At 66.6% G+C, this 26,038-nt stretch carries 17 protein-coding genes, 1 tRNA gene and 1 pseudogene; 12 read left to right on the top strand and 7 right to left on the bottom strand.

All coding sequences use genetic code 11. The annotated features are described in order from the left end of the window. Nucleotides 1-110: 110 nt before the first annotated feature. From FOE78_RS01595 to FOE78_RS01585, 3 genes are all read left to right on the top strand, one after another. A complete protein-coding gene (locus FOE78_RS01595) occupies nt 111-866 on the top strand; it encodes an ABC transporter ATP-binding protein (protein ID WP_143984770.1) in 756 nt (251 codons plus the stop codon). Further along, nucleotides 866-3,352: an ABC transporter permease gene (locus tag FOE78_RS01590; RefSeq protein WP_143984769.1), complete on the top strand. Its 2,487-nt coding sequence runs from the start codon at nt 866-868 to the stop codon at nt 3,350-3,352. Before FOE78_RS01595 ends, FOE78_RS01590 begins: the two co-directional genes overlap by 1 nt. A 118-nt stretch (nt 3,353-3,470) precedes the next feature. Then, nucleotides 3,471-5,963 (top strand): hypothetical protein, encoded by a 2,493-nt coding sequence (locus FOE78_RS01585; RefSeq protein ID WP_143984768.1) that lies wholly within the window; start codon nt 3,471-3,473, stop codon nt 5,961-5,963. 41 nt (nt 5,964-6,004) lie between these two features. On the opposite strand, the gene FOE78_RS01580 is transcribed toward FOE78_RS01585, so the two are convergent. Beyond that, nucleotides 6,005-7,480, bottom strand: a complete 1,476-nt coding sequence (locus tag FOE78_RS01580) for a serine hydrolase domain-containing protein (RefSeq protein WP_143984767.1) — start codon at nt 7,478-7,480, stop codon at nt 6,005-6,007. Between the two features lie 70 nt (nt 7,481-7,550). After that, complete coding sequence (locus tag FOE78_RS01575; RefSeq protein WP_143984766.1) at nt 7,551-8,105, bottom strand: DUF1990 family protein; 555 nt, start codon at nt 8,103-8,105, stop codon at nt 7,551-7,553. Nucleotides 8,106-8,382: 277 nt separating this feature from the next. Here FOE78_RS01575 and FOE78_RS23955 point away from each other — a divergent pair, with 277 nt between their 5' ends. Together FOE78_RS23955 and FOE78_RS23950 are read left to right on the top strand one after the other, a co-directional pair. Next, nucleotides 8,383-9,018, top strand: a complete 636-nt coding sequence (locus tag FOE78_RS23955; RefSeq protein ID WP_228265998.1) for a multicopper oxidase family protein — start codon at nt 8,383-8,385, stop codon at nt 9,016-9,018. Between the two features lie 300 nt (nt 9,019-9,318). After that, nucleotides 9,319-9,609 carry a multicopper oxidase domain-containing protein gene (locus FOE78_RS23950; RefSeq protein WP_228265997.1) on the top strand — a complete coding sequence of 97 codons (291 nt, stop codon included), beginning with the start codon at nt 9,319-9,321 and terminating at the stop codon, nt 9,607-9,609. 23 nt (nt 9,610-9,632) lie between these two features. Here FOE78_RS23950 and FOE78_RS01565 read toward each other — a convergent pair whose 3' ends face one another. Beyond that, entirely contained in the window at nt 9,633-10,901 is a 1,269-nt protein-coding gene (locus tag FOE78_RS01565; RefSeq protein WP_143984765.1) for a prolyl oligopeptidase family serine peptidase, read from the bottom strand. A 211-nt stretch (nt 10,902-11,112) separates the two neighbouring features. On the opposite strand from FOE78_RS01565, the gene FOE78_RS01560 reads away from it, so the two are divergent. Together FOE78_RS01560 and FOE78_RS01555 are read left to right on the top strand one after the other, a co-directional pair. After that, on the top strand, nt 11,113-12,060 hold the full coding sequence (locus FOE78_RS01560; RefSeq protein ID WP_143984764.1) for a phytanoyl-CoA dioxygenase family protein: 948 nt from the start codon (nt 11,113-11,115) through the stop codon (nt 12,058-12,060). 56 nt (nt 12,061-12,116) lie between these two features. Continuing rightward, nucleotides 12,117-12,734, top strand: coding sequence for a P-loop NTPase family protein (locus FOE78_RS01555; protein ID WP_143984763.1), 618 nt, complete (start codon nt 12,117-12,119; stop codon nt 12,732-12,734). Between the two features lie 644 nt (nt 12,735-13,378). Here the strand turns inward: FOE78_RS01555 and FOE78_RS01550 are convergent. Further along, nucleotides 13,379-13,452, bottom strand: a tRNA-Ile gene (locus FOE78_RS01550). Between the two features lie 171 nt (nt 13,453-13,623). Here FOE78_RS01550 and FOE78_RS24505 point away from each other — a divergent pair. Both FOE78_RS24505 and FOE78_RS23940 read left to right on the top strand, forming a co-directional pair. Further along, nucleotides 13,624-14,370, top strand: a pseudogene (locus tag FOE78_RS24505) (integrase catalytic domain-containing protein); the annotation flags it as partial. 486 nt (nt 14,371-14,856) lie between these two features. Next, the gene (locus tag FOE78_RS23940) at nt 14,857-16,233 is read left to right on the top strand and encodes an IS256 family transposase (protein WP_456082807.1); all 1,377 of its coding nucleotides are present in this window, start codon (nt 14,857-14,859) and stop codon (nt 16,231-16,233) included. Nucleotides 16,234-16,338: 105 nt separating this feature from the next. On the opposite strand, the gene FOE78_RS01540 is transcribed toward FOE78_RS23940, so the two are convergent. From FOE78_RS01540 to gyrB, 3 genes are all read right to left on the bottom strand, one after another. After that, nucleotides 16,339-17,286 carry a DUF3566 domain-containing protein gene (locus tag FOE78_RS01540; protein WP_143984761.1) on the bottom strand — a complete coding sequence of 316 codons (948 nt, stop codon included), beginning with the start codon at nt 17,284-17,286 and terminating at the stop codon, nt 16,339-16,341. Between the two features lie 3 nt (nt 17,287-17,289). Then, nucleotides 17,290-19,983, bottom strand: coding sequence for a DNA gyrase subunit A (gyrA, locus tag FOE78_RS01535; protein WP_143984760.1), 2,694 nt, complete (start codon nt 19,981-19,983; stop codon nt 17,290-17,292). 123 nt (nt 19,984-20,106) lie between these two features. Further along, nucleotides 20,107-22,170 (bottom strand): DNA topoisomerase (ATP-hydrolyzing) subunit B, encoded by a 2,064-nt coding sequence (gene gyrB, locus FOE78_RS01530; RefSeq protein WP_143988451.1) that lies wholly within the window; start codon nt 22,168-22,170, stop codon nt 20,107-20,109. A gap of 402 nt (nt 22,171-22,572) precedes the next feature. Between gyrB and FOE78_RS01525 the strand changes: the two genes are divergently transcribed. The 3 genes from FOE78_RS01525 (at nt 22,573) to FOE78_RS01515 (ending at nt 25,991) form a co-directional block, all read left to right on the top strand. Then, on the top strand, nt 22,573-24,015 hold the full coding sequence (locus FOE78_RS01525) for a sulfatase family protein (protein ID WP_143984759.1): 1,443 nt from the start codon (nt 22,573-22,575) through the stop codon (nt 24,013-24,015). A 58-nt stretch (nt 24,016-24,073) separates the two neighbouring features. Then, nucleotides 24,074-25,219, top strand: coding sequence for a hypothetical protein (locus FOE78_RS01520; RefSeq protein ID WP_143984758.1), 1,146 nt, complete (start codon nt 24,074-24,076; stop codon nt 25,217-25,219). A 67-nt stretch (nt 25,220-25,286) separates the two neighbouring features. Then, the gene (locus tag FOE78_RS01515) at nt 25,287-25,991 is read left to right on the top strand and encodes a hypothetical protein (protein ID WP_143984757.1); all 705 of its coding nucleotides are present in this window, start codon (nt 25,287-25,289) and stop codon (nt 25,989-25,991) included. Nucleotides 25,992-26,038 lie beyond the last annotated feature (47 nt).

Raw genomic sequence — 26,038 nt, 5'->3', positions numbered from 1 at the left:
CCCGCCGACCTCGGAAGGAACCGCACTCCGATGCCCCGTCGGCGGCAGTTTCCGTAGCGTCTGCGAGGGCCGGGATCACCCGGTCGTCCTTACCCAGAAGGGATTGCCGCATGTCCGTACCCGTGATCACGTCGCCAACGACTCGGGTCGCCGCCCGAGCCGACGAATTGATCAAGATCTACGGCAGCGGAGACACCGCAGTACGGGCGCTGGACCGGGTCAGCGTCGCCTTCCCGGCCGGCAGCTTCACCGCGATCATGGGCCCGTCCGGCTCCGGCAAGTCGACCTTGATGCATTGCCTGGCCGGGCTCGATGCGCCGACCAGCGGCAGCATTGTGATCGGCGACACCGAGCTCACCGGACTGTCCGACCGTCGGCTGACAACGTTGCGGCGGGACCGGGTCGGCTTCGTCTTCCAGTCCTTCAATCTGCTGCCGACCCTGACCGCGCGGCAGAACATCCTGCTGCCGGTTGATCTTGCCGGTCGGCGGGCCGATCAGCATCGGTTCAGTTCGCTGGTCACTTCGCTCGGCCTGGAGGATCGGCTGGCGCATCGCCCGAGCGAGCTGTCCGGCGGGCAGCAGCAGCGGGTGGCAATCGCCCGCGCGTTGATCACCGAGCCCGACGTCGTCTTTGCCGACGAACCCACCGGCGCGCTGGATTCCCGCACCGCGGCAACCTTGCTGGACTATCTGCGGACCTCCTGCCGCGACCTCGGCCAGACCATCGTGATGGTGACCCACGACCCGATCGCCGCGTCCTACGCGGATCGGGCGCTGCTGCTCAGCGACGGCCGGATCACCGAATCGATCGACGGTCCCGACACCGACTCCGTACTGGCCGCGATGAAGCGACTGGAGGCCTGATGTCGGCCACCTCGGCGACGCCGGCAACCGCGACCCGGCGGGTCATGATCAACATCGCGTTCAGTCAACTGCGCCGACACCCGGGCCGGATCGTTGCCGTTCTGCTGGCGGTGATGATCAGCGTCGGCTATCTGACCGCCACATTGTCCTTCCTGGCAACGGAAACTGCTGCGATCGGCCGTCAACTGGCGGCCCGGACCGCCGGTGCGGACGTCGTGGTGAGCTCCGACGAACTGTCGGCGAGACAGCTCGGCCACCGGGTGCAAACCGTACGACGCACGCCCGGCGTGGCCGACGCGGAACTCAGCTATCAGCTGTACGGAAACATCGACCAGCGGTCGACCATCGAGCTGCAGAGCCTCCCTCGCCTTGATCAACTGCGCTGGGCGAAACTCACCACCGGCAGTTGGCCGACGCGCAGGAATCAGATCGCGATCGGCAAGACCGCGGCCGAGCAACAGAATCTCGGCGTCGGTGGCACGATCCGAGTTGATCTTGGCAACGGGCCGCAGACGTTCACGGTCAGCGGCATCACCGACGAGCAGAAGTCGCTGTTCTCCGGCAAGCTGCAGACCGGCTTCCTCCTGCCGGCGGCCATCGATCCGCAGCAGGCTCAGGCCGACCTCCTGGTGATCGGCGACGGCTCCACCTCTGCGAACGGCCTGGCGGAGGCGCTCGATCAACGGCTCGGGTCCAAGATCACCGTACAGACCTCGGCGGCCTACGGACAGCAACAGGTCAAGGACATGGCCCAGGGCGCGGACGTCCTGCGCAATCTGTTGTTGATCTTCGGCTGCATTGCTCTGTTGGTCGGCACCATCCTGATCGTCAACACGTTTTTGATCTTGCTCGCCCAGCGCCGTCGGCAGATCGGTCTGCTGCGAGCCGTCGGTGCGACCGGACGGCAGGTGCGCCGCAGCGTACTGATCGAGGCGTTGATCACCGGTCTGATCGGCAGTGCGCTCGGGATCGGCCTCGGCGTCGGTGTCAGTGCCGTCGCTGCCGGGATCAGTGGTTCACTCGCCGGTGGTCTGGTGATTCCGCCGACCGTGCTGGCCGCCGGTCTGATCGGAGTGCTGGTGACGGTGCTGGCCGCGATCGGTCCGGCCCGTCGGGCGACGCGGGTGAGTCCGTTGGAGGCGCTGCGTCCGGTCGGTGACGCCGCCGACACTCGGCGCGGCTCGGTGATCAGTGGAGTAGTCGCCACTCTGCTGGCCGTTGTCGGCGGCGGTCTGATCGTGCTCGGCCTGCGCGGCGAGGTACAAACCCTGCTGGTATGCATCGCCGGATCGGCCCTGCTCGCTGTCGCGATCTTGGTCGGGGTGAAGCTCTACTTCCCGGCATTGCTGCGAGTGATCGGGAAGATCACCGCTCCGCTCGGTCCGGTCGGCCGGCTGGCCACCGCGAACACCGCGCGTAATCCCGGCCGGGCCGCGGCGACCGGGGCGGCGTTGATGCTGGCCACCGGTCTGATCGTCACCCTGCAGGTGGGTTCGGCCAGCGTCAAAGCCAGCACGTCGGCCACGCTCGATCAGCACTACCCGGTCGACGTCACGGTCTCTGCTTCGACGAAGCCGCTGCCCGCCGGTCTGGATCAGAAGATCACCAAGATCGTCGGGATCCAGAGTGCGGTGGTGTTGAACAAGACGATGATCACCGTCAAGCCGGCCGGGCAGCCGTCCCGCAAGATCCCTATCCTGGCCGGGGATCACGCTGCGTCGGTGATCAATCCCGGTGCCGGGCAGGTCCCGGCCGATCGACTGCTGCTCGATCCGGTGTTGGCCCAGTCGATGGGCATCCGCAGCGGTGATCGGGTCCAGGTGCGGCACGGTGCGGTCAGGCAGACCATGATCGCCGAACCCAACCGGATTGCCGCCGACTACATCGGCGTCGTCTCGCCAGCGGTGATGCACCGGCTGGCGCCGAACCCAACCCCGGGCGCGGTCTGGGCGAAGGCCGCGCCGTCGGCCGACATCACCAAGATCACCTCGGCGCTGAATCGACTGCTGCAAGATCAACCGGACCTGCAGCTGAGCGGATCGCTGACCCAGAAGGCCGCGTACGAGACTCTGCTCGACACTCTGCTGACGATCGCCACCGTGCTGCTCGGGGTGGCAGTGGTGATCGCGTTGATCGGTGTCGGCAACACGCTCGGCTTGTCGGTACTCGAACGCAGCCGCGAGTCGGCACTGCTGCGGGCGCTCGGTCTGCAACGCCGACAGCTGCGGCTGATGCTCGCGATCGAGGCGGTGCTGTTGGCCTTCGCCGGTGCCGCCGTCGGCATTGTCGCGGGCGCGTTCTTCGGCTGGGTCGGCTCGGCCGCGCTCGGCAGCGAACTCGACTACACCACGACGTACTTCTCGATGTCGCTCGGCCAGACGCTCGCGGTCGCTGGAGTTGCGATCGTCGCCGGCGTACTGGCTTCGGTACTGCCCGCCCGACGGGCGGCACGGTCCGCGCCGGTCGATGCCTTGGCCGAAACCTGACCCGCTCTCGACGGCAGGTACCTGTGGACAACTCACCCGGAGCAGGGGCAGGACGCTGTTAGCCTCGGCGGACCTCTGATGCCTGGAGGGCATCGCCTGATCCACGGAGGAGACGCCGATGTCTGTTCGCCGCCGACCGACCTCACGGACGACGCTGATGGTTCGCGCCGTCCTGTCGATTGTCGTTCTGGGATGTTGCCTGCTCGGCGGCTGCCACGGCTCCGAACAGACGGGCGCGGCCGGGGCTGACCAGCGGTCCACGCCGGCCGCGTCGGCACCGCACGATCCCAACGCCCCGGCGCCGGTCGGCTTCACGGCACCGCCGGCGGACCAGATTGACGTACCTGTCGGCGATCAGGTTGATCAAGGACTGAGCGACGTCGCCGCCACCTCGTCGACCATCGTCGCGGTGGGTGGTGAGGAGTCGGCCAACCTCCGCAGGCCGCTGTTCATCACGAGCACGGACGGCGGCAAGCACTTCCGCCGCGGAGTCGTACGGGCCGACACCCTTGGCCGGCTCGGTAATGACGAGTACGCCTACCACGTCGCCGCGGACGGAAACGCCGGCTTTCTGGCCCTGGGCAGGGATTCCGCGGGCCGACACCTGAGCTGGACCAGCGCCGACGGGGTCACCTGGCGGCGTTCGGCCGACGTCGGCCGGGCCTTCGAAGAGGACGAAAACGTTGCCGGGCTGGCTCGTGGAGGAGGTCACTGGGTTGCCGCGGGTACGGCGCAGGATCCCGACAGCGATCGGGTCCGGGTGCTGACCTGGATCAGCAAGGACGGCAAGAAGTGGACCAGGCGCGAAGTCCCGGTCAGCTTTGCCGACCTGCCCGGGACGCTGTCGGCCGACCGCTTCGCCGTCCACGGCAAGGATCTGATCATCACCGGTGATCTCAAGGACAACAGCAACCCCGAGCAGCCCAACCGGATCGTCGTGCTGCGGTCGGCGGATGCCGGTCACAGCTGGTACGTCGTCGACACGCCGGCCGATCTGGGTGGCGGCTACCGCGCCTACCTGAACCATCTGGTGTTCGCCGACGGGCGGTTCATCGCCGCCGCGATCGGCGACGGTGCCGATCGCGACGACGACTCCTCGTGGGACGGCGTGCTGCTCTCCGGCGGCGTACACGGCGACTCGTGGCGCACCGTCGCCAAGCCGACGACCTTCGGTACGGACGCCGACGACTACGCCGACGTGCTCGTGCACACAAGTGCAGGTTGGGTCTTGGGCGGCAGTGTGGGAAAGTCGCCGTCGGACGCCAGACTGGCCGTCGGCAGGTCGGTTGATCAGCTTCGGCGGGTCGACGCCGACGCGTTCGTCGGTGCTGCTTCGCAGTCGCTCTACGACGGAGTCGCGCTCGGCGACACGGCCTTCCTGCTGGGCACGGACGAGCGGACCGGCAGCAGCGACCCGATGATGATCCGGGTCCGGAACGGCCGGGCTGCGCGGATCGAGCTGCCGATCGCCGGCGCGACACCGTCGGCCGAGGTGGCGTCCATGATCAACACTCCGGCGGGCTATCGGGCCGTCGGTTCGGTGAACGGCACCCCGTTGGCGTGGACCAGCGCCGACGGGAAGGGCTGGGCCCCGCTGGTGCTGCCGGCCCGCGGTCGCGACGGTGTCACCACCGCCGGTGCGTACGACCTGGCCGACGACGGCGACGGCACCACGATCGCGGTGGGAACTCTGAACCGCACCCGGGGCAGCCGGATCGGGGCCTGGAGGATCACCGGCGATCGCCGGGTCGAGCAGCTCGACGACGCCGACTTCGTCTCGCGGGTCGCCGACGACTACGGATACCTGGATGCGGACGCGGTCACCCACAGTGACCGGGGTTGGTTGATCGTCGGCACCGAGTATGCGGATCGGCGAACCGACGCCGTCTTCCTGCACAGTGACGACGGCCGGACCTGGGAACGCGGCGTCGGTACCACCAAGATCAAGTTGTCGACGACCGAGCGCTCCGACGGCCGGACGCCGTGGACCACCTTCCGCGATCCGGGCGGTGGGTTGTCGATCAGTGACGCGATCTCGACCGATCACGGTTTCTGGGTCTTCGGCAGCCGGAGTCAGAGCGCCCGCGGAGGTGAGCGGCACGATGTACCGGTGGTGTGGTCCAGCAAGGACGGCAAGACCTGGGGCGCATCGCAGCGGCTGCCGTTGCCCGCCGGCGTACGCGACGTTGACGTCTCCACTGTCGGGGCCGACCGTACGGGTCGACTTGTGGTCGCCGGCGGCTCCTCGACGGCCGTTCCCGAGTCCGCGCGCAGGACGCTGACCTGGACGCTCGCCCCGAACGCGAAGACCTGGCGCCTGGCGGCCGCAATGCCGGGCCAGGCCCGGCTGTCCGGAATCGTCAAGATCCCCGGCGGCTGGCTGGCCGTCGGTAGCGACTGGTCCGGCGCGGACCAGAACGCGATCCTGTGGACCAGCCGGGACGCCAAGAACTGGACCGCCGTGCCGGGGGTGATCAGGTCTTCCGGACCCGGTCGGCAGAGCCTCGAGCAGGCCATCGCCGACGGGGCTCGGATCCGGCTGCTCGGCCGGGACGTCCCGCCGACCGGCGGCGGCTACTTCACCGCGGCCATCGACACACCAAAACCCTGACCGATCATCCGACCAAGCACCTGCCTCGCCGGCTGAGGCGGCTACCCGCGACGCACCACCAGCCGCTGCACCTTCGGCGGGTTCGCAGGGTTGAGGCTGATCTCGCAGCGCAGCGATCCGTTGCCGCCGGGCACAGTCCAGGAGAGTTGGGCCGGCGTCCGGCTGGACGGTGCCGACTCCAGCAGCGGGAGCACCTCGTCGTCAAGATCAACTTCTGCGACCAGTTCGGCGATCTCCCGACGACGTCGATCCATCGGCTCGTCCAGCGCGACGTTGTCGGCGAAGATCTTCTCGGCGGTCGCGTCGTCCCAATCCCGCAACAGCCGTTCGATGCTCAGCCGGGCAGCCGCCGTTTCCGGCCACAAGGACGGCTCGGCGCCGGGACGGGCGATCTCGTCCAAGATCAACTCCAGTGCCTGGGTGGTCGGTCGCATCGGCTGGGAGTAGCGGGCGTTCTCGAACGCGAGCACGCCGATGCCCGAGTCGGCATGCCAACGCATGTGAGCACCGAAGCCCGGGTAGCCACCGGAGTGGGCGACGATTCGGCCGTGGGTCGGATGCTCCTGGACGACCAGCCCGAGACCGTAGCCGTGGTGTCCCGGGTTGTTTTCGTACGGGGTCTGGATGCTCTGCATCAGTTGCCGGCTCAGCCGGCCCAGCGGTTGATCATGATCATCTCCGCGGTCGAAGGCGGCCGACAGCCAGCCGATCCAGTCGACCAGGCCGGCGGCGGACGCGAACACGCCACCGATCGGCGAGAACGCTCCCGGAGCTGAGAACGGCAGAGCCTCCCATTCCCCTCCTGTCCTGCGATGACCGACCGCGACGCCGTCGACACCGGCGAGATCGTCGCTGTAGCCGATCCCGGTCAACCCGAGCGGCTTGATCAACTCGTCAGTGACAAAACCGATGTAGTCGCGGCCGGTCACCGTCTCGATCACGGCGCCGAGCATCGCGAAGCCGAGGTTGGAATACTCGTAGCGCTCACCGGGCTCGGCGACGAACCGGATCCCGGCGGCCAATAACTCCCGGAATGCCCTGCTGGACAGGGACTCCTGACGATCGGCCCACGGATCGTCCGTCGGCAGCCCGCCGGCCATCGCGGCCAGCTGGCGCAGCGTCGGCGCGCTCACACCAACGCCGCCCGACGGATCCTGAGCCTGTCGAAGGACCGGGAAGGCACCGGTTCCGTCCGGACCGATCAGCGGCCCGAGCTGCAGGTAGCGGTCCACCGGATCGTCCAACGCGACCAAGCCGCGTTCGACGATGATCATCAACGCGGCTGCCGTAAAGCTCTTGGTGCAGGAGGCGATCCGGTACGCGGTCCGCAACGTCGGCGTACGGACGTCACCAAGATCACCGAAACCGGCGCCGTACCGGATGCCGCTGCGGTCGAACACCGCGTACACAGTCGACGGTGTGACGGCCGGCGCACCGTCGCGTTCGATCACCCGCGACGCAAAGAGTTCCTCGACGGCGGCCCGGGTCAGCTCGATCCGATCTTTGTGATAGTCCACGCCGTTACGTTAGCCAAGGCGGGCACTCTTCACGGTACCGAAAATCCCAACCAGCACGGCGATTCTCGGCTCAACCCGTTCGGGCGGATCGGGCCGCGTCCAGGTAGCGATGGTTCACCATCAGCTGGACCCGGTTGCTGATCGGTCCACCGAGCAGGGCGAGCACACTTGCGTTGCGGGAGAACGCGGTCAGTCCGAAGCGAACCTGATCATCATCCAACAGCTCGACCAGGAACTGCTCCTCGCCGCGTTCGGGATGGCCGGGCAGGGTGCCGTAGGCGAAGCCGACCCGATTGGTTTCCTTGATCACGTACACCACCCGGCAGCGCGTACGTACCGGAAAAGGCCCGAGCCGCAGAGTAGCGATCACCACCGCCGACTCGATCGGCCGCGGATTGCTGACCTGCAGCCGAAGCCCGGCATCCAGGTGGATCCGCCAGGTCATCAGCCGACCGGCCAGCCGCTCGAAGGTCTTCCGTCCGCCGCGGATCGTGACGCTCTCGTGCAACGCCCGGTAGCCGCCCGGAAACTGATCACCACGGGTCGCCCCGACCTCGGGATAGTTGTACGCCGCCCTCTCCAGCTCGCACACCAACTCCGCCGGCAACGCCTCGACCACCGCCATGTCGCGCCCCTTCCGTGGTCGGGAACCTTGTCGCGCGGGCGCCGTCCGCCCTGTCCAGGCATCGTTCCCGCGCACCGTCGGCGCTGCCGCGCAAGTACGAACATACGCGGGAGCGCCGTGGGTGCGCGGGAGCCCGGTCCGAGCCTGATCTCGGGCGGGAGAATCACCCGCAGAGACATCCTTCGAACCTCAGGGCTGGCGGCAATCACGCTGCCCTTTTGCCGCCGGCTGCTCCGAGGGCGGCGCGAACACCGAAACCGAGTCCAGCGCCGGCGCGGTGCTGAAGAGCACCGCGAAGCTTCCGGCACCGTTCAGCGTCTTGCTGCCGATCCCGCCGGTGCTGAAGCCGATTCGACACGGCAACACCGACCACTACCAGATCACCCAGCAGGTGGCGAAGGCCGAGATCCTGCCCGACCTGAAGACGGAGATCTGGGGCTACAACGGCATCTTCCCCGGGTCGACGATCGTGTCCCGGCGCGGCCGTCGGACGGTGGTCGAGCATCGCAACGAACTGCCGGTGCCCAGCGTGGTCCATCTGCACGGTGGTCGTACCCCGCATCAGGACGACGGCTACCCCACCGACCTGGTCATGCCGGTCGGCCGCTGGCAGGGCACGACGATGGATCCGCACGCCGGCACGATCAGCAAGGGCACCAAGACCTACACCTATCCGCTGGATCAGCCGGCCGCGACGCTGTGGTACCACGATCATCGGATGGACTTCACCGGTCCGGCCGTCGATCGCGGGTTGGCCGGCTTTCATCTCGTACACGACGACGAGGAAGATCAACTCGAACTGCCGCACGGCGACCGCGACATCCCGTTGATGATCATGGACCGTTCGTTCGCCGAGGACGGTTCGCTGCATTATCCGGCGGTTGATCAGAGCTACAGCAAGCGCCCGGCGTGACGTCGGACTACGTCAGCGGTGTGCTCGGCGACTGCATCCTGGTCAACGGGGCGCCGTGGCCGCAGCTGGAGGTCGACGCCGTACGGTATCGGTTCCGGATCCTCAACGCCTCCAACGCACGACGCTACAAACTCGCCTTGGACCCGCCGCCGGCGAGCGGCACGTCGTTCATCCGGGTGGGCAGCGATTCCGGCCTGCTCGGCGCACCGCGGCGACAAGGTCAGATCCAGATCGCACAGGCCGAACGATTCGACGTGATCATCGACTTCTCCCAGTACGCGGTGCACCAAGATCACCTTGGTGAACAAACTCGGCAGGGGCGCGACCGCCAAGATCATGCAGTTCGTGGTCGCCAAGAAGGCGACCGACGACAGCAGAATCCCCAGCAGGCTTACGGATTTCGAGCCGTTGACCGCGCAACAGGCAACGGTGACCCGCGAGTTCGAGTTCAAACGCGGCGGCGCCGAACGCGACGGGATGAGCCTGTGGAACGTGGTGGTCAAATTCTACGGCTACGGCAAGTACGTCTTCCACTGCCACAACCTCGAACACGAGGACATGGCGATGATGGACAACTTCGAGGTCGTCTAGCGTCGTGCGGCTTCGGCTTGCGCTCAGCGCCGCTGACGCGCCATCCACTGCCAGATGTGCATCCCGTGTTGCCTGGGATCGTTGCGGGCAACGTAGATCCAGGAGAAGTGACCGAGGAACTGATACCCGTTCCAGATCACGTGGTCGTAGAGCGACATCAGCGAGTGCGGAATGAGGTCGTGGGCATGCTCGGTGTTGGCAACCGGATCGACCACCGGGTCGTCCTTCGAAGCCACCAGCCAGGTCGGCGTGCTGATCGCCCCGAGCTCGGCGTCGGTGATCAACCGCGGCCCGCCCGGGGTGAGCGATTGCACGACGCCACAGATCGGCACCGCAGCAGCGAACTCGTCCGGGTAGACCGTGGTCATCTTCATCGTCATGTAACCGCCGTTGCTGCAGCCGACGACCTGAACTTGATCATGGTCGATCGGATGCCGCCGGCTGACCTCGTCGATGATCTCCTGGATCAGCGGCGCGAACCGCGGCCCGTCGTCCATCCACGCCCGCGGACATTGCGGCGCGACGACATAGGCGCCGCCGAAGATCCGCTGCGCCTCGTCGGTGGCAAAGCCGAGCGCGCCCCGGTTGGCCCGCAACAGCGTCTCATTGTCGTAGTAGTCCCCGTCGGCCATCCCGCCCTCGCCGGCGCCGTGCAGCCAGATGATCAACGGCCGCCGCGACCTGCGATGGTAGTGGCTGCCGCCGCGCGGCGAGTAGAGCCGATAGTTCATGCCCGAGTCGGAGACGTGATAGCTGAACGCATCCACCTCCGGATCCGACAGCCGACCCTGCTCGAACTTGTTGATCATGATCTGTCGATGCCCGCGAGCGCCGATCGGCGTGCGCTGCACGATCGTGTAGTCAAGATCAGCAACCACGTTGCGGGCTTGATCAACAAGGTACGCCAGCGTACTGCCCCCGACCTTCCCCTCCCCGTAGTCGAGACGAAGAACGATCCGCCCACGGTGATCAACTTCGACGCCGGTGATCGTCCGGTCGACGTCGTAGCTGACCTGCCCCGCCTCGTCGAGCGGCTTTGGCAACGTCGCCGTCGCATGCACGCTGAAGGCGTCGGTGCTGATATCACGGGCGTCGATCGGACCCAGCCGAGACGTGTCGAGGGTGATGGAAGTGACCTGTTCGCCGCCGTCAAGGACTTCGGCGTTGAGGGTGAAGGTCACCGCGGTCGACGGTCGGCCGTGTGCGTACGCAGGGAGAGCGGGCAGCGACACGACCGCCGCTGCCGCCGCCGAGCCGGCCAAGACCGTACGCCGAGAGATCGGGTTACTCATCTGAACTCCTTTGTTCATCGATGGATCACCCAGAACAATGGCGTGCCGCGGTGGTCCGCGTCAATGGATGCCGGCAAAGGTCACGGGAACGGGCGTACGTCGTTCGTGCGATCGACCCGCTTACCGGTGACGGTGGCCGGGTCTGGGTCAGCAGTGCGAGAGTTGTCGTCAAGACCAACCGGGAGCCGACATCCATCAGGAAGGCAGCGCGATGACCGCGGTTGCAGACAGCACTCAACTTCCCTCCGTCGAGTTGACGGATTCCAAGCCCCTGTTGGGAAGTCCGCACGCTCTGCTCGACCGTGCGGAACGTGACGGCTACCTCTTCTTCCGCGGCCTGCTGGACCGCGACAAGGTCCTCAATGTGCGGCGACAGATCATGCAGGTCGTCGCCGATCACGGCTGGCTCGAGCCCGGCACGGAGGTGATGGACGGCATCGCCGACGTCGATGCGTTCGACCGGGTCGATCCGACCGCCGCGGCGTTCTGCGGCACCGGCGTGCCGCTGGATGCGTACCAGGACGTCTATCGGATCCAGGACTTCCACGCCATCGGCCACGACCCGGCACTGCTCGGGCTGTACGACGGTCTCCTGGGCGGAAACGTGCTGCGGCAACCGCTGTCGATCGCCCGGGTGATGGTGCCCGGAACCGAGACGGCGCCGACACCGGCGCATCAGGACTTCATCCACATCCAGGGCACGAAGCACGTGTGGACCGCGTGGTTCCCGCTGGGCGACTGCCCGGTGGAGCTGGGCGGCCTGACGGTACTGGTCGGCTCGCACGCCGACGGTCTGCTGACCTATCACGCGGCCAAGGGTGCTGGTGAGCTCGAGGCGTACATCTGCAACTCCGGCTACAACTGGGGCGTTGCCGACTTCCGGGCCGGCGACGTGCTGACGTTCACAAGCCTGACGGTGCATCGCAGTCAGCCGAATCTCCCCGGTGAGCAGGTACGCCTGTCGCTGGACCTGCGCTACCAACGCGACGACGAGCCGATCACGTACGGGTCGATCAGCCCGCACTGCAACATCCTGAGTTGGGACGAGGTGTACCAGGGCTGGACCGATGAGAGTCTGCAGTACTACTGGAGGGACCGCGACCTGAGGCTGGTCGACCACGACGAGGAACTGCGCTGGCAGAAACACAAGATCTGCTGAGATCGCTGAATGGTCCGCATCCCCGACTCCGAGGACTTGCCTTGAATCTTGACGACATGATCACCAGCCAGTCGATCACATCCTCCGGCGCGGACATTCTCCGCAGCATTGCCAAAACCCGACAGTCGTTCCTGGTTCACGCCCTCCCGCAGGGCGCAGGCAAGACCACCCTGGTCCAAGCAATCCTTGCTGAAGTGCCGGACAGCGTGCCCCGGGATGAGTTCTTCGGGACCGAAGAAGAACGACAAACCCTGGCAGCAGCCGAAGAACCCGGATATCTGCTGGTTGCCGAGATCGGGCACCACGGCCGACCCGGCTACCTCGCCGGTCCCGACGTACCTCGGATTTTCGACCTGCTGACCCGCGGCTACTCGCTGGCGTCCAGCCTGCACGCCGACACCGTCGATCAAGTCTTCGAGGTATTGGCCGCCAACGGCGTCCCCGCTGCAGTCGCGGCGACGGTGCCTTATTTGATCACGGTGCGCATGATCAGGAACCAGGCCGGCACCCGCGTCCGCCGCGTCGTCGACGAGATTCACAATCTCACCACGGACGGCAGCGGCGAACCCTCAGCCGCTCGCCTTTACCGCTGGGACGGGCAGCCCGAAGATGCCCCAAACGCCTGGGTCGAGGAGCCGGAACACGACCACCAGGGCCCACGCCACCACCGCTAGCCACCACGAGCTGCAGCGCGCCAGGGCCTGCCAGCGGCACCTGGTCGATCTGGTCGGGCTGCTGGCTACCCGACTGGGACCAACCCCCGGCTGAAGGTGCTGATCAGCATGCCCCGGCTGCCCGACTTCGCGGCGTCGAACCCGCCATTCGTCCGGGGTGCGTTCCTCGATCGCAAGGCCGCGATCGAGGCGCTGCAGGCGGTGGCCGCGGACCGGTTTGCGGCATTCACCCGATCGGCTTTCCCGGCCGGTCGGTGGTCGGGCAGTCGACCGCCGTACTCGTCGGTGACGTGTACGCCTTTGCACCACGGTTTATGGGGTCAACCGATACCTCGGTCATCCCGGAGACCGCCGACAAGATCGATCCCAACGGGCTGGCCGGTCCGTCGCTGGCCGGCCTGCTCGGCGGTTTCGTCCCCTGAGCCGGCGATGTTTCCTCCGAGGTTCTGCCGGTTTCGCCGAGCCAATGCAGCTGGTTCGGGGCCTCCGGGCTGCACCAGCTCGACCAAATCGCCAGAGCCTAGGTCAAATCGGCCACCAGCTCGGTCGAGTCGGGCCTGCCGTGAATTCGATGCTGGATACTCGGTGGCTCGAGACGCCGGCCCGACGGGCGAGATGTGGGGTGTTTCACCTAGTCAGCGGGGTGGGCCTAACTGGACTTGAACCAGTGACCTTTGCCTTATCAGGGCAACGCTCTAACCGACTGAGCTATAGGCCCGCGTGGGTGACGCTGGTCAGGTTGGAGGACCGCCCCGAGGTGCTGCGCCGAAGCGCAACGGTAGCCCATCGGGGCGGATCACTTCAAATCGGCGCGTTGACTCATCGAAAATGCCCGCGTAGGTCGTGTCGTTGACTCATCTCAAGTTGCCCGCGTGGGACCTCTCGTTGGATGGAGCTCTCGATGGCGGCGCGGAAGGCGATCACTCAAGCCCAGTTGGACAAGTGGCCGAAGGCGACGAAGGCGGAGAAGTCGGCGATCTTGGATGCGGTCTGCCAGGTGACGGGCTGGCATCGTGATCATGCCCGCAAGGCGATCCGGATCGCGTTGGCCCACCGTGCCCACGGTGGCCCGCCTCCGCGTAAGCAGCGTGAGCCGGTGCTGACCTACGACCAGGCCGCGGTCGATCTGCTGCAACGCTGTTGGGCCGTGCTGGACGGGCCGAGCGGCAAACGGTTGAAACCGGCCCTGGCCGACGTGTTGAACAACCTGGCCCGGCACGGCCACCTCGACGGCATCGACCCCACGGTGATCGCCCAGGTCCGGCAGATGTCACCGGCCACCATCGACCGCCGGCTGGCACCGGCCCGGATCGGTCTGGTCGCAGGCAAGGGCATCTCCCACACCCGGCCCGGATCGTTGCTGAAATCGTCGATCCCGATGAAAACCTGGCACGAGTGGAACGAGTCGATCCCCGGCATCATCCAGATCGACCTGGTCGGCCACGACGGCGGCGACGCCAACGGCCACTTCCACTACAGCCTCGATGCCACCGATGTGGCCACCGGCTGGACCGAAACGATCACCGTCAGGTCCAAGGGCGAGCGGATCGTGGCCGCCGGGCTGGAACAGCTCTGGCTGCGTTTTCCCTTCCACGTCAGTGGAATCCACTCCGACAACGGTTCGGAGTTCATCAACCACCACCTGCTGAAATGGTGCACCACCCGCAAGATCAACTTCTCCCGCGGCCGCGCCTCACACTCCAACGATCAAGCCCACGTCGAGCAGAAGAACTGGTCGGTGGTCCGCCGCAACGTGGGCTACTACCGCTACGACAGCCCGCGCGAGCTCGACCTGCTGAACCAGGTCTGGCCGCTGGTCTCACTCCAGGTCAACCTGTTCCTGCCCCAGCAACGCCTGATCTCCAAAACCCGCCACGGCGCCACCGTCACCAAACGCCACGACACCGCCGCCACCCCGATGGATCGACTCCTCACCCGGTTCGGCGACATGGTCGACCCCCACGACCTTGACCGGTTGCAGACCCTGCACCACGACACCGACATCGAGCAGCTGAAATATCAGATCACCGACCTCCAGGCCAACCTGCTCGAACTGGCCCGACGCCGAGGCCAGGTCCAACGCCGAGCCAAGACCAACCACGTCTACCTCAGCAAACGCAAAATGCCCCGAACCAAGCGGGCACCTTCCGATGAGTCAACGAGGGACTGTAATTTTAACGGTGTAACTCCTGAGACGAAGGAGACACCTGTGACTGACGTGACGAGTAGGGATGTGGCTGCTGCTGACGGGCAGGAGCTGTCGGCCAGCGATCAGCAGCTGGTGCGCGAGCTGACCGATCGGGCCCGGGCCAACGGGTTGCAGCTGACCGGTCAGGGCGGCTTGCTGGGCCGGCTGACGAAGATGATCGTCGAGGGCGCCCTGGAGGGTGAGATGGATGATCACCTGGGGTATGCCAAGCATGATCCGGTCGGCCGGGACGGCGGTAACTCCCGCAACGGCTACCGGGCCAAGACGCTGTTGACCGAAGCCGGGCCGGTTGATGTTTCGGTGCCGCGGGACCGGGACGGCAGTTTCGAGCCGACGATCGTGGCGAAGCGGCAGCGGCGACTGTCTGGGGTGGAGGACCTAGTGATCTCGCTGTCGGCGAAGGGACTCACGACCGGGGAGATTTCGGCGCACCTCGCCGAGGTGTATGGGGCGGAGGTGTCGAAACAGACGATCTCGACGATCACCGACCGGGTGATGGAGGGGCTGGCCGCCTGGCAGTCTCGTCCGTTGGACCCGGTGTATGCGGTGCTGTTCATCGACGCGATCCAGGTCAAGATCCGGGAGGGTGAGGTCTGCAACCGGCCGATCTACCTGGCCCTGGGTGTCACCGCCGACGGTGAGCGTGACGTGCTCGGCCTGTGGGCCGGTGAGCACGGCGACGGGGAAGGTGCCAAGTACTGGCTGCGAGTGCTGACCGAGATCAAGAATCGTGGCACCAACGATGTGTGCATGCTGGTCTGCGACGGGCTGACCGGACTCCCTGACGCGGTGTCGGCGGTGTGGGACAAGACGATCGTGCAGACCTGCATCGTGCATCTGCTGCGGAACTCGTTCAAATACGCCTCGAAGAAGGACTGGGGGTCGGTCGCCAAGGACCTGAAACCGGTGTATACCGCCGCCTCCGAGGCCGAAGCGCTGGACCGGTTCGCCGACTTCAGCTCCAAGTGGGAGAAGCGTTACCCGGCGATCATCCGGCTGTGGACCAACGCTTGGGCAGAGTTCGTCCCATTCCTGCAGTTCGACCGCGAAATCCGCACCGTGATCTGCACGACGAATGCGATCGAGTCGATCAACGCCCGACTCCGGCGAGCGGTCAATGCCCGCGGTCATTTCCCCACCGAGCAGGCAGCGCTGAAGTGCCTGTACCTGGCGATCATGAGTCTCGATCCGACCGGCCGAGGACGCAAACGCTGGACCAACCGATGGAAGGCAGCACTCAACGCCTTCGACATCACCTTCGACGGACGCCTATCCGCCGGACGCAACTAACAAGATCAAAAATCAGTTACACCGAAAACTTGACAGACCCGTCAACGACTCAAAACACGCGGGCATCTTGACATGAGGCAACATGATCGGATGATGGCCGGGGGGTCAGTCCTCGGCGAGGGTTACTTCCAGGCCGCCGAGCATGGTGGCGGCGAGGTTGTAGAGGAACGAGGCCAGGGTGGCCAGGGCGGTGAAGATCACCACGTCGATGCAGGCGAGGAACGCGGTCACGCCCATCACCTTCTGGGTGTTGACGTAGTCCTCGATCCGGAACGGGGTGGTGTCGCCCGGGCTCTGCAGCACGCTGCCGACGATCGAGTCCAGCGAGCTGAACAGGCCGGACGAGCCGATCACCAGCCATACCGCGTACACCGCAACGACCATCACGATCCCGGCGGCGATGGAGAACAGGAACGACGTCTTCATCACCGACCACGGGTCCAGCCGGGACAGCCGCAGCCGGGCGGTCCGGGTGCCCCGGGCCGTACCCGCCTTGGGCTTGGCCTTCTTCGTCGGCACCACCGAATCCTGCTGGATCACCGCGGTCTGTTCGGCAGCGGCGCCGCCGTCCTGCTGCTTCGCCTCGGCCGCCTTCTCGCCGGCCAGCGCGCCCGTAGTCACGCTGGCGATCTTGGACGTCGGTTTCTGCGCCGGGGCCGGGCCGGCCGCCGACTGCGCCTTGTTCACCGGGGCGCCCGCCTGAGCACCCGACTTGGCCTCGGGCTTGGCGTTCGACTTGGCGCCTGCCGACGCCGGCTTGGTGGGGGGCTCCTGCTTGGCGGTCGACGGTTTCGCCCCAGACTGCTTGGCCCCAGACTGCTTGGCCGGCTCCTGCTTCGCCGACGACTGCTTGCTCGACGGGGCCGAGCCGCCGTTCACCGCGGTGCCGTTGGCTCCACTCCCGTTCGCGGGCGAACCGTTACGTCGCGTCCGACCGGCCTGGCTCGCCGCGGCGGCGGCGTAGATGTCGTCCCCGCCGGCCGCCGAAGAGCTGCTCCGGTCAGTGGTCGCCGGGCCGGAGGCCGTTTCGGGTCCCCTGCTGCGTTCGCTCACTGGTCATTCCTCCGGTTCATCCTGTACGGGGTCATTCTGTACGGGGTCCGTGCTCGATTCTGCCTGCTCCGCGTCCTCAGCCGCGGCGGACGCGCCCTCCACGATTCCAGATTCAGCGCCAGGATCCGAATCATTCCCGCTCACGCTCGTGGGCTCCTCAGCTGCCGCCGAGTCCTCGGCGGCCGATTCCTCGTCCTCCAGCTCCGGCGTCGCCTCCGGATTCAGCGCGATCACCGCGACCGAATCGCCGTCGTTGACCCCGACGAACTTGACCCCCATGGTGTCGCGGCCCTTGACCGGCACCTCCGCGACCGCGCTGCGGGTGATCTGCCCGCTCGCCTTGATCGCGATCACCTCGTCGTTCTCCCGCACCACCAGGCCGCCGACCAACTCGCCGCGCGAGTCGTTCAGCTTCATCGCCTTGATGCCCAGACCGCCGCGACCCTGCTGCCGATACTCCGACACCGCGGTCCGCTTGCCGTAGCCGCCGTCGGTGACGGTGAAGACGAACCAGTCCTCCTCGGCTCCCTGCTGACTCATCAGGTCCTGGCTGATCCGGGTCAGGCTGAGCAGCTCGTCGCCGTCGCGGAATTTCATCCCGGTGACACCGGAGGTGGCCCGGCCCATCGGCCGCAGCTGCGCGTCATCGGCCGGGAACCGAATCGCCTGACCCTTCTTGCTGATCAACAGCACGTCGTCCTCGGCGCTGCACAGCTCGGCGCCGATCAGCTCGTCGTCGTCGTCACGGAAGTTCACCGCGATGATGCCGGCCTGCCGCGGCGAGTCGTACAGCGACAGCTCGGACTTCTTCACCAGCCCCTTTTTCGTTGCCAGCAACAGATACGGCGCGTCCTCGTACGTCCGCAGCGTCAGCACCTGGGCGATCTCCTCGTCCGGCAGGAACGACAGCAGCCCGGCCACGTGACCGCCGCGCGCGTCGCGGTTCGCCTCCGGCAGCTGCCACACCTTCGACCGGTACACCCGGCCCTTGTTGGTGAAGAACAGGATCCACTGGTGGTTGCTGGTGGCGAACAGGTGCACCACCTCGTCGTCGGCCTTCAGCGACGCACCGCGGACGCCCTTGCCGCCGCGCTTCTGCACCCGGTAGAGATCGGTGTTGGTGCGCTTGGCGTAGCCGCCGCGGGTGATCGTCACGACCACGTCCCGATCGGGGATGAAATCCTCGGCGCTCATGTCGCCGTCGGCCGCGATGATCTCGGTCCGCCGCTCGTCGCCGTACTTGTCCACGATCTCGGCCAGCTCGGTACTGACGATGCTGCGCTGCCGCTCGGGCTTGGCCAGGATGTCCTGGTAGTCGGCGATCTCGATCTCGATCTTGGCCAGCTCGTCGATGATCTTCTGCCGCTCCAACGCGGCCAGCCGGCGCAGCTGCATGTCCAGGATGGCGTTGGCCTGGATCTCGTCGATCTCCAGCAGCTCCATCAGGCCCACCCGCGCCTCGTCGGTGGTCGGGCTGCGCCGGATCAGCGCGATCACCTCGTCCAGCGCATCCAGCGCCTTGACCAGACCGCGGAAGATGTGCGCACGTTCCTCGGCCCGGGCCAGCCGATACTCGGTACGCCGCCGGATCACGTTCAACTGATGAGTGATCCAGTACGAGATGAACTGGTCCAGCCGCAGCGTCCGCGGCACCTCGTCCACCAGAGCCAGCATGTTGCAGCCGAAGGTGTCCTGGAGCTGGGTGTGCTTGTAGAGATTGTTGAGTACGACCCGAGGCTGGGCATCGCGCTTGAGCACGATCACCAGCCGCTGTCCGGTCCGCGCCGACGAGTCGTCCCGGATGTCGGCGATCCCGTTCAGCCGGCCGGCGTTGACCAACTCGGCGATCTTCAGGCTGAGGTTGTCCGGGTTGACCATGTACGGCAGCTCGGTGACGACGAGCTGGGTCCGGCCGCCCTTGTCCTCCTCGATGTCGACCACCGCACGCATGGTGACCGAACCCCGGCCGGTGCGGTAGGCGTCCTCGATCCCCTTGCGACCCACGATCAGGGCGCCGTTGGGGAAGTCCGGGCCCTTGATCCGCTCGATCGCGGCCTCGAGCAGCTCTTCCTCGCTCGCCTCCGCATGCTCCAGCGACCACTGAACCGCCTCAGCGACCTCACGCAGGTTGTGGGTCGGGATGTTGGTCGCCATGCCGACCGCGATGCCCGTCGACCCGTTCACCAGCAGGTTCGGGAAGCGAGCCGGCAACACCACCGGTTCGGACGTCTTGCCGTCGTAGTTGGGCCGGAAGTCGACGGTGTCCTCGCCGATGTCGCGGACCATCTCCATCGCCAGCGGCGCCATCTTGCACTCGGTGTAGCGCATCGCCGCCGCCGGGTCGTTGCCCGGCGAACCGAAGTTGCCCTGGCCGTCGACCAGCGGATACCGCATCACCCAGCGCTGCGCCAGCCGCACCAGGGTGTCGTAGATCGCCGAGTCGCCGTGCGGGTGGTACTGGCCCATCACCTCGCCGACCACGCGGGCGCACTTGTTCCAGCCGCGGTCGGGGCGATAGCCGCCGTCGTACATCCCGTACAGGATCCGCCGGTGCACCGGCTTCAGGCCGTCGGTGACGTCCGGCAGCGCCCGGCCGACGATCACGCTCATCGCGTAGTCGAGGTAGGACTTCTGGATCTCGTCCTGGAGGTCGACCGGCTCCAGCCGATCGTGTTGCGGCGGTGTGGTCTCAGTCATCTATCTCTACTTTCCTTACCCACAAGGGTCCTGAGCACGGCGTGCGGTCCATCGCTCAGCCCACCGTGCAAGATCAACTTCTCGGCCCTTCGACAAGCTCAGGGACCTTGAGTGCGGTGATCACTAGATATCGAGGAAGCGGACGTCTTTGGCGTTCCGCTGGATGAACAGCCGGCGTTGCTCGACGTCCTCGCCCATCAGGATCGAGAACATCTCGTCGGCGCGGGCCGCGTCGTCCATCGTTACCTGCAAGAGAATCCGGCCCGCCGGCGACATCGTGGTCTCCCACAGATCGGAGGCGTCCATCTCACCCAGACCCTTGTAACGCTGGATCGGTGCTTCCTTCGGCAGCCGCTTGCCGGACTCGCTGCCGACCCGCAGCAGCGCATCCCGTTCGGCGTCGCTGTAGGCCAACTCGTGCGCCGCGTTGCTCCACTTGATCCGATACAGCGGCGGCTGCGCCAGGTAGACGTGACCGGCCTCGATCAACGGCCGCATGAAGCGGAACATCAACGTCAGCAGCAAAGTACGGATGTGGGCACCGTCCACGTCGGCGTCGGCCATCATCACGATCTTGTGGTAGCGCAGCTTCTCGATGTCGAAGTCGTCGTGTACGCCGGTGCCGAGCGCGGAGATGATCGCCTGCACCTCGTTGTTCTGCATGATCTTGTCGATCCGCGCCTTCTCGACGTTCAGGATCTTGCCGCGGATCGGCAGGATCGCCTGGGTCCGCGGATCCCGGCCACCCTTGGCCGAACCACCGGCCGAGTCACCCTCGACGATGAAGACCTCGCACTCCTCCGGATTGGTGGAGGAGCAGTCGGACAGCTTGCCCGGCAGACCCGAGCGACCGAGCAGACCCTTGCGGTCGCGGGCGGCGTCGCGAGCCTTGCGTGCCGCCACTCGGGCGACCGAGGCGGCGATGCCCTTGCGGACGATGTCCTTGCCCTCGTTGGGATTCTGCTCGAACCAGTCGCCGAGCTCGTCGTTGACGATCTGCTGCACGAAGGACTTGGCCTCAGTGTTGCCGAGCTTGGTCTTGGTCTGGCCCTCGAACTGCGGATTGGTCAGCTTGACCGAGATGATCGCGGTCAGTCCCTCCCGTACGTCGTCGCCGGAGAGCCGGTCCTCCTTCTTCTTGATCATGCCCCACTGCTCGCCCCACTTGTTCACGGTGTAGGTGAGCGCGGCCCGCAGTCCCTCTTCGTGGGTGCCGCCCTCGTGCGTGTTGATCGTGTTGGCGAAGGTGTGTACGGACTCGGAGAAGGAGTTGTTCCACTGCATGGCCAACTCCAGACCAAGATCATCTCGCTCGGCCTCGATGTCGATCACCGACGAGTGGATCGGATCCTTCGACGCCGACAGGTACTTGACGTAGTCGATCAGGCCGTCGTCGAAGTGGAAGGTGTCTTCGTGCCTGCCACCCTCCTCGTCCGGCCGATCGGTCCGCTCGTCGACGATGGAGATGGTCAGACCCTTGTTCAGGAAGGCCATCTCGCGCAGCCGGGTGGCCAGCGTCTCGTAGCTGTAGACGGTGGTCTCGAAGATGTCCTCGGCCGCCCAGAACGTGGTGGTGGTGCCGGTCTCGTCGGTCTGCTCGTGCCGCTCCAGCGGCCCGGTCGGTACGCCGTACTCGAACGCCTGGGTCCAGCGGTAGCCGTCGCGACGGATGTCCACCTCGTACCGGCTGGACAGCGCGTTCACCACCGAGGCACCGACGCCGTGCAGACCGCCGGAGACCTTGTATCCGCCGCCGCCGAACTTGCCGCCGGCATGCAGCACGGTCAGGATCACGGTGACCGCGGGGATCTTCTCGGTCGGGTGCTCCTTGACCGGGATGCCGCGGCCGTTGTCGATCACCCGGACACCGCCGTCGGCCAGCAGCTTCACCTGGATGGTGTCGCAGAAGCCGGCCATCGCCTCGTCCACGGCGTTGTCGACGATCTCCTGCACCAGGTGGTGCAGGCCGCGTTCGCCGGTCGAGCCGATGTACATGCCCGGCCGCTTGCGGACCGCCTCCAGTCCCTCCAGCACCGTGATCGAGTCCGCGTCGTAGTCGTCGACCGGTGGCAGCCCGGGCGAGGTCGGAGACTTGGTGTCGATCGGGTCGGGCAGCGCGTCGGATGCGTCGGGGTTCGGGGCGTCGGGGTTCGGCGAATCGGGAGTTACCTCGGGCGTCTCGCCCAGGTTGTCGTCGGGGCGATCGTTGTCGGGGGTCTCGGTCACCGGTTCCAGGCTCCTGTCACACGTGGGCCGCCGGTTCCGGACCCTCAGCGAGGGGGAACATTCGGCGGCGCCAAGTTGCTCACCACGGTCGTGCGGCTCGCGCCGGCGGACCGTTCTTTACATGCCTGGGCCATATTACCGCGTCCGAGCGCGAATCCGACCTCAGCGGACGGTCAATGTCGGCACAGGAGTAGCACTCAACGGCCCGCTAGCCCGGTTTGGCCGCTCTGGCAGGGCCTCGCCCGTGGCCCCGTACGCGGCCGGGGGGCTCAACGCGCCACTCGGGCCATTTTGCGTTCGGGACCCGACGGCCGGGACGGACCCGGTGCCGCGGGGTGATCGGTGGCACGAAAGACTTCCGTCATGGCCGACCAGAGACGTCCGAACATCGTCTTCATCCTGACCGACGACCACGCCGCGCACGCGATCAGCGCGTACGGCAGCAGGGTGAACCAGACACCCAACATCGACCGGATCGCGGCCGACGGGCTCCGGCTGGACGCCTGTTACTGCACCAACTCGATCTGCTCGCCGTCGCGGGCCAGCATCCTGTCCGGCACCTACAGCCACGTCAACGGGGTGGCGACGATCTACTCCGAGATCGACTACCGGGTGCCCAACTTCACCGCTTGTCTGCGAGCGGCCGGCTACCGTACGGCGTTGTTCGGCAAGTGGCACCTGGGTCATCACAAGGAGAGTTTGCCGCGGTCGGAGGACTTCGACGCCTGGCGGGTGTTCCCCGGCCAGGGCGACTACAACGACCCGGTGATGATCACCGTCGACGGTGAGCAGACCGTGCCCGGCTATGCCACCGACATCGTCACCGACCTGAGTCTGGACTGGCTGGACGGGTTGAATCAGGATCAACAAGAGCCGTTCTGCCTGATGATCCACCACAAGGCGCCGCACCGGCCGTGGATCCCGCATCCCAAGCACCGTGATCTCTACCCGGTCGGCTCGATCCCCGAACCGGACACGCTGTTCGACGACTACGCCGGCAAGAGTCGCGCGGTGCACGAGGCGAAGATGCGGGTCGCCGACGACCTGACCTTCACCGACGTCAAGGAAGAGTTGCCGGACGAGTTGCGCGGTGATGATCATCGGGTCGAGCGGACCCGCTGGTTCTACCAGCGCTACCTGCGCGACTACCTGCAGACCATCCAGTCCGTGGACGACAACGTCGGCCGGGTGCTGGACTATCTCGACGATCATGGTCTGAGCGACAACACGATCGTGGTCTACACCTCCGACCAGGGCTTCTTCCTTGGTGATCACGGTTGGTACGACAAACGGTTCATCTACGACGAGTCGCTGCAGATGCCGTTCCTGATCAAGTGGCCCGGGCAACTGGCTGCCGGCGAGCAGGTCGACGAGATCATCACCAACGTCGACTTCGCCGCCACCTTCCTGGACGCCTGCGGGCTCACCGCCGACGAGGTGTTGCCGACCTCGCAGGGTCGCAGCGCGTTGCCGGTGCTGCGTGGCGAGGTGGCGGACGACTGGCCGGAGTCGATGTACTACCGCTACTGGGAGCACGACGACCCGGCCCATCACGCCTGGGCGCATTACGGCGTACGCACCAAGACCCACAAGTTGATCTACTTCTACAACGACGGCCTCGGCGTCAAGGGCGCATCCGACCGTGTCTTCCCGCCGGAGTGGGAGATGTACGACCTGGTGGCGGATCCGCAGGAACTGCGCAACGTCGCCGACGATCCCGACTATGCCGAGGTACGGGCCGAGTTGGAGGCCGAGTTGCGGCGGATGCAGGAGCACTACGGCGACCAGCCCTACCGGGTCGGATGAGGTCGTGCCGGGACGGGTGGATCGGGGCCGACGGCGGCGCGCCTCGTAAGCTCCTCGCGTGAACCGGCCGCCGGAGGGACCCGTCCCGCACAGCGATCATCCGGCGAGGACGGCCGGGTCGACGCGGCGACCGCTCCTCGGACGAGCCCGGCGGCTGCGGCCCAGGCACCTGGTCTGGTTGTTGCTGTTGCTGGTGCCGGCCGATCTGCTGGCGGACGCGCTCGGCGCCGGGCCGGTGCTGGTCTTCTGGCTCAGCGTCGCGGCGCTGGTGCCGATCGCGTACGTGATCGGCGAGGCGACCGAACACGCCGGCGAACACACCGGCTCCCTGATCGCCGGGCTGCTGAACGCGAGCTTCGGCAACGCGCCAGAGCTGATCGTCGCGGTGCTGGCGGTGACGCACGGGTTGCCGGACGTGGTGCTGGGGTCGCTGACCGGCAGCATCGTCAGCAACCTCTTGCTGGTGCTCGGGGTCTCGACCATCGTGGCCCGCCGGGGCCGGGTGAATCGCCGCGCCGCGGGCGGTTCGCTGATGTTGGCCGGCCTCGCGGTGGTGCTGTTCTCGCTGACCACCATGCTCGGGCACACCGGCGACAGCGCCGGCGGCATCGGCAGTCCGCTGGTGATCGCGGTCTGCATCGCGCTGCTGGTGGCGTACATCGGCTTCACCACGATCTCGGTGCGCCGGGCCCACGCCGCGCACACCGAATACCTGGCCGATCGGGAGGAGCCCGACTCCGACGAGCAGCACTGGCCGCTGGCCACCGCGCTGATCGTGCTCGGCGTCGCCACCCTGGCCACGGTCGGCGTGTCGGAGACCCTGACCTCCACCATCAAGCAGTTCGCCGAGAGCGCCGGGCTGCCGCAGTTCTTCGTCGCGGCAGTGATCGTGGCCATCGTCGGAAACGCCACCGAGCACGGCGGGGCGATCCTGATCGCCAACCGCGGCCGGCTCGATCTGGCCGGGCAGATCGCGTTCAGTTCCGGCGCCCAGGTCGCCACCCTGGTGCTGCCGGCGGTGGTGCTGGTGGCCGTCGCGATCAACGCGCTGCCGTTGGATTTCCGGCCGGTGGAACTGATCACCATCGCGATCGCGATCGCGGTGCCGGCGCTGTTGTTGTTGCGGCGAACCATGACGGTGTTGTCCGGGGTTGTGTTGTGTGCCGTGTACGTCGGTCTGGCGGCGGTGTACTACTTCGTCTGATTCTGTCGGGTCGGGTCTCGGTCCTTCGACAGGCTGAGGAACCCTGGGCTGGCCTAGAATCTCGCGGGTGACGGAGCAGGGGGCTGGAGATCAGAGGGCGGCGGATGCCGTGACCTGGGTCGATGATGCCGACCCTGATTCGTCCTGGGCGCCGCCGTCGGCGCCGGCCGATCCGCGACCGCGGCCGAAGCGGCGGGTGCTGGGCGTCGGGATCCCTGTTCTGGTGGTGGTGTTGGTGTTCGCGCTGGTGTGGGCGCTCGGCGGCTTCGACTACCGCGACGACAAGATCACCGACGTCGCGGTCGGCAAGACGTTCGCCAACGGTCCGTACGACTTCACCTTCACCCAGGCCACGGTGCAGCGGCAGAAGCAGTACGACGACAAGGTGATCAACAAGGTGCTGATCAACGGCACCGTCCGCAACACCTGGACCGAGGCGGTATCCCCCCAGGAGCGATGGTTTCTGGCCGTCAACCGTCACGGCACACCGGTCGAGGCGACCTACTCGCACATCCTGCGCAAGGGCGACGTACCGGACGGACCGAGCATGATCACCCCCGGGCTGCCGCCGGTCGCCTACCAGATCGAATTCGAGTTCGACAAGACGATGAACCCGGGCAAGACGATCACGCTCGGTGTCGGGAAGCTGACCTACGGCAACAACTCGGCGTTCTCCTCCAGCGATGAGGAAACCTGGGACGCCGACAGCGGCGACCTGTACCGGATCCGGATCCCACTGAAAGTCCTGCCCCCCAAGAAAGACGACTACTGACCCGCGCCCATCCCACAGCCGCGCGCGAAACTTGCTGCCGCGCGCGG

This window comes from Microlunatus elymi, from assembly GCF_007362775.1.
GTDB classification, from domain to species: Bacteria; Actinomycetota; Actinomycetes; order Propionibacteriales; family Propionibacteriaceae; genus Microlunatus; species Microlunatus elymi.
This window is presented reverse-complemented; position numbering and strand designations above follow the sequence as displayed.

Coding starts and splice junctions, on each gene's coding strand:
- FOE78_RS23940 (WP_456082807.1), top strand. CDS start 14,857: ATGCCCCGAACCAAGCGGGCACCTTCCGATGAGTCAACGAGGGACTGT.
- FOE78_RS01585 (WP_143984768.1), top strand. CDS start 3,471: ATGTCTGTTCGCCGCCGACCGACCTCACGGACGACGCTGATGGTTCGC.
- FOE78_RS01525 (WP_143984759.1), top strand. CDS start 22,573: ATGGCCGACCAGAGACGTCCGAACATCGTCTTCATCCTGACCGACGAC.
- FOE78_RS01555 (WP_143984763.1), top strand. CDS start 12,117: ATGATCACCAGCCAGTCGATCACATCCTCCGGCGCGGACATTCTCCGC.
- FOE78_RS01590 (WP_143984769.1), top strand. CDS start 866: ATGTCGGCCACCTCGGCGACGCCGGCAACCGCGACCCGGCGGGTCATG.
- gyrA (WP_143984760.1), bottom strand. CDS start 19,983: ATGACTGAGACCACACCGCCGCAACACGATCGGCTGGAGCCGGTCGAC.
- FOE78_RS01575 (WP_143984766.1), bottom strand. CDS start 8,105: ATGGCGGTGGTCGAGGCGTTGCCGGCGGAGTTGGTGTGCGAGCTGGAG.
- FOE78_RS01565 (WP_143984765.1), bottom strand. CDS start 10,901: ATGAGTAACCCGATCTCTCGGCGTACGGTCTTGGCCGGCTCGGCGGCG.
- FOE78_RS01560 (WP_143984764.1), top strand. CDS start 11,113: ATGACCGCGGTTGCAGACAGCACTCAACTTCCCTCCGTCGAGTTGACG.
- FOE78_RS01595 (WP_143984770.1), top strand. CDS start 111: ATGTCCGTACCCGTGATCACGTCGCCAACGACTCGGGTCGCCGCCCGA.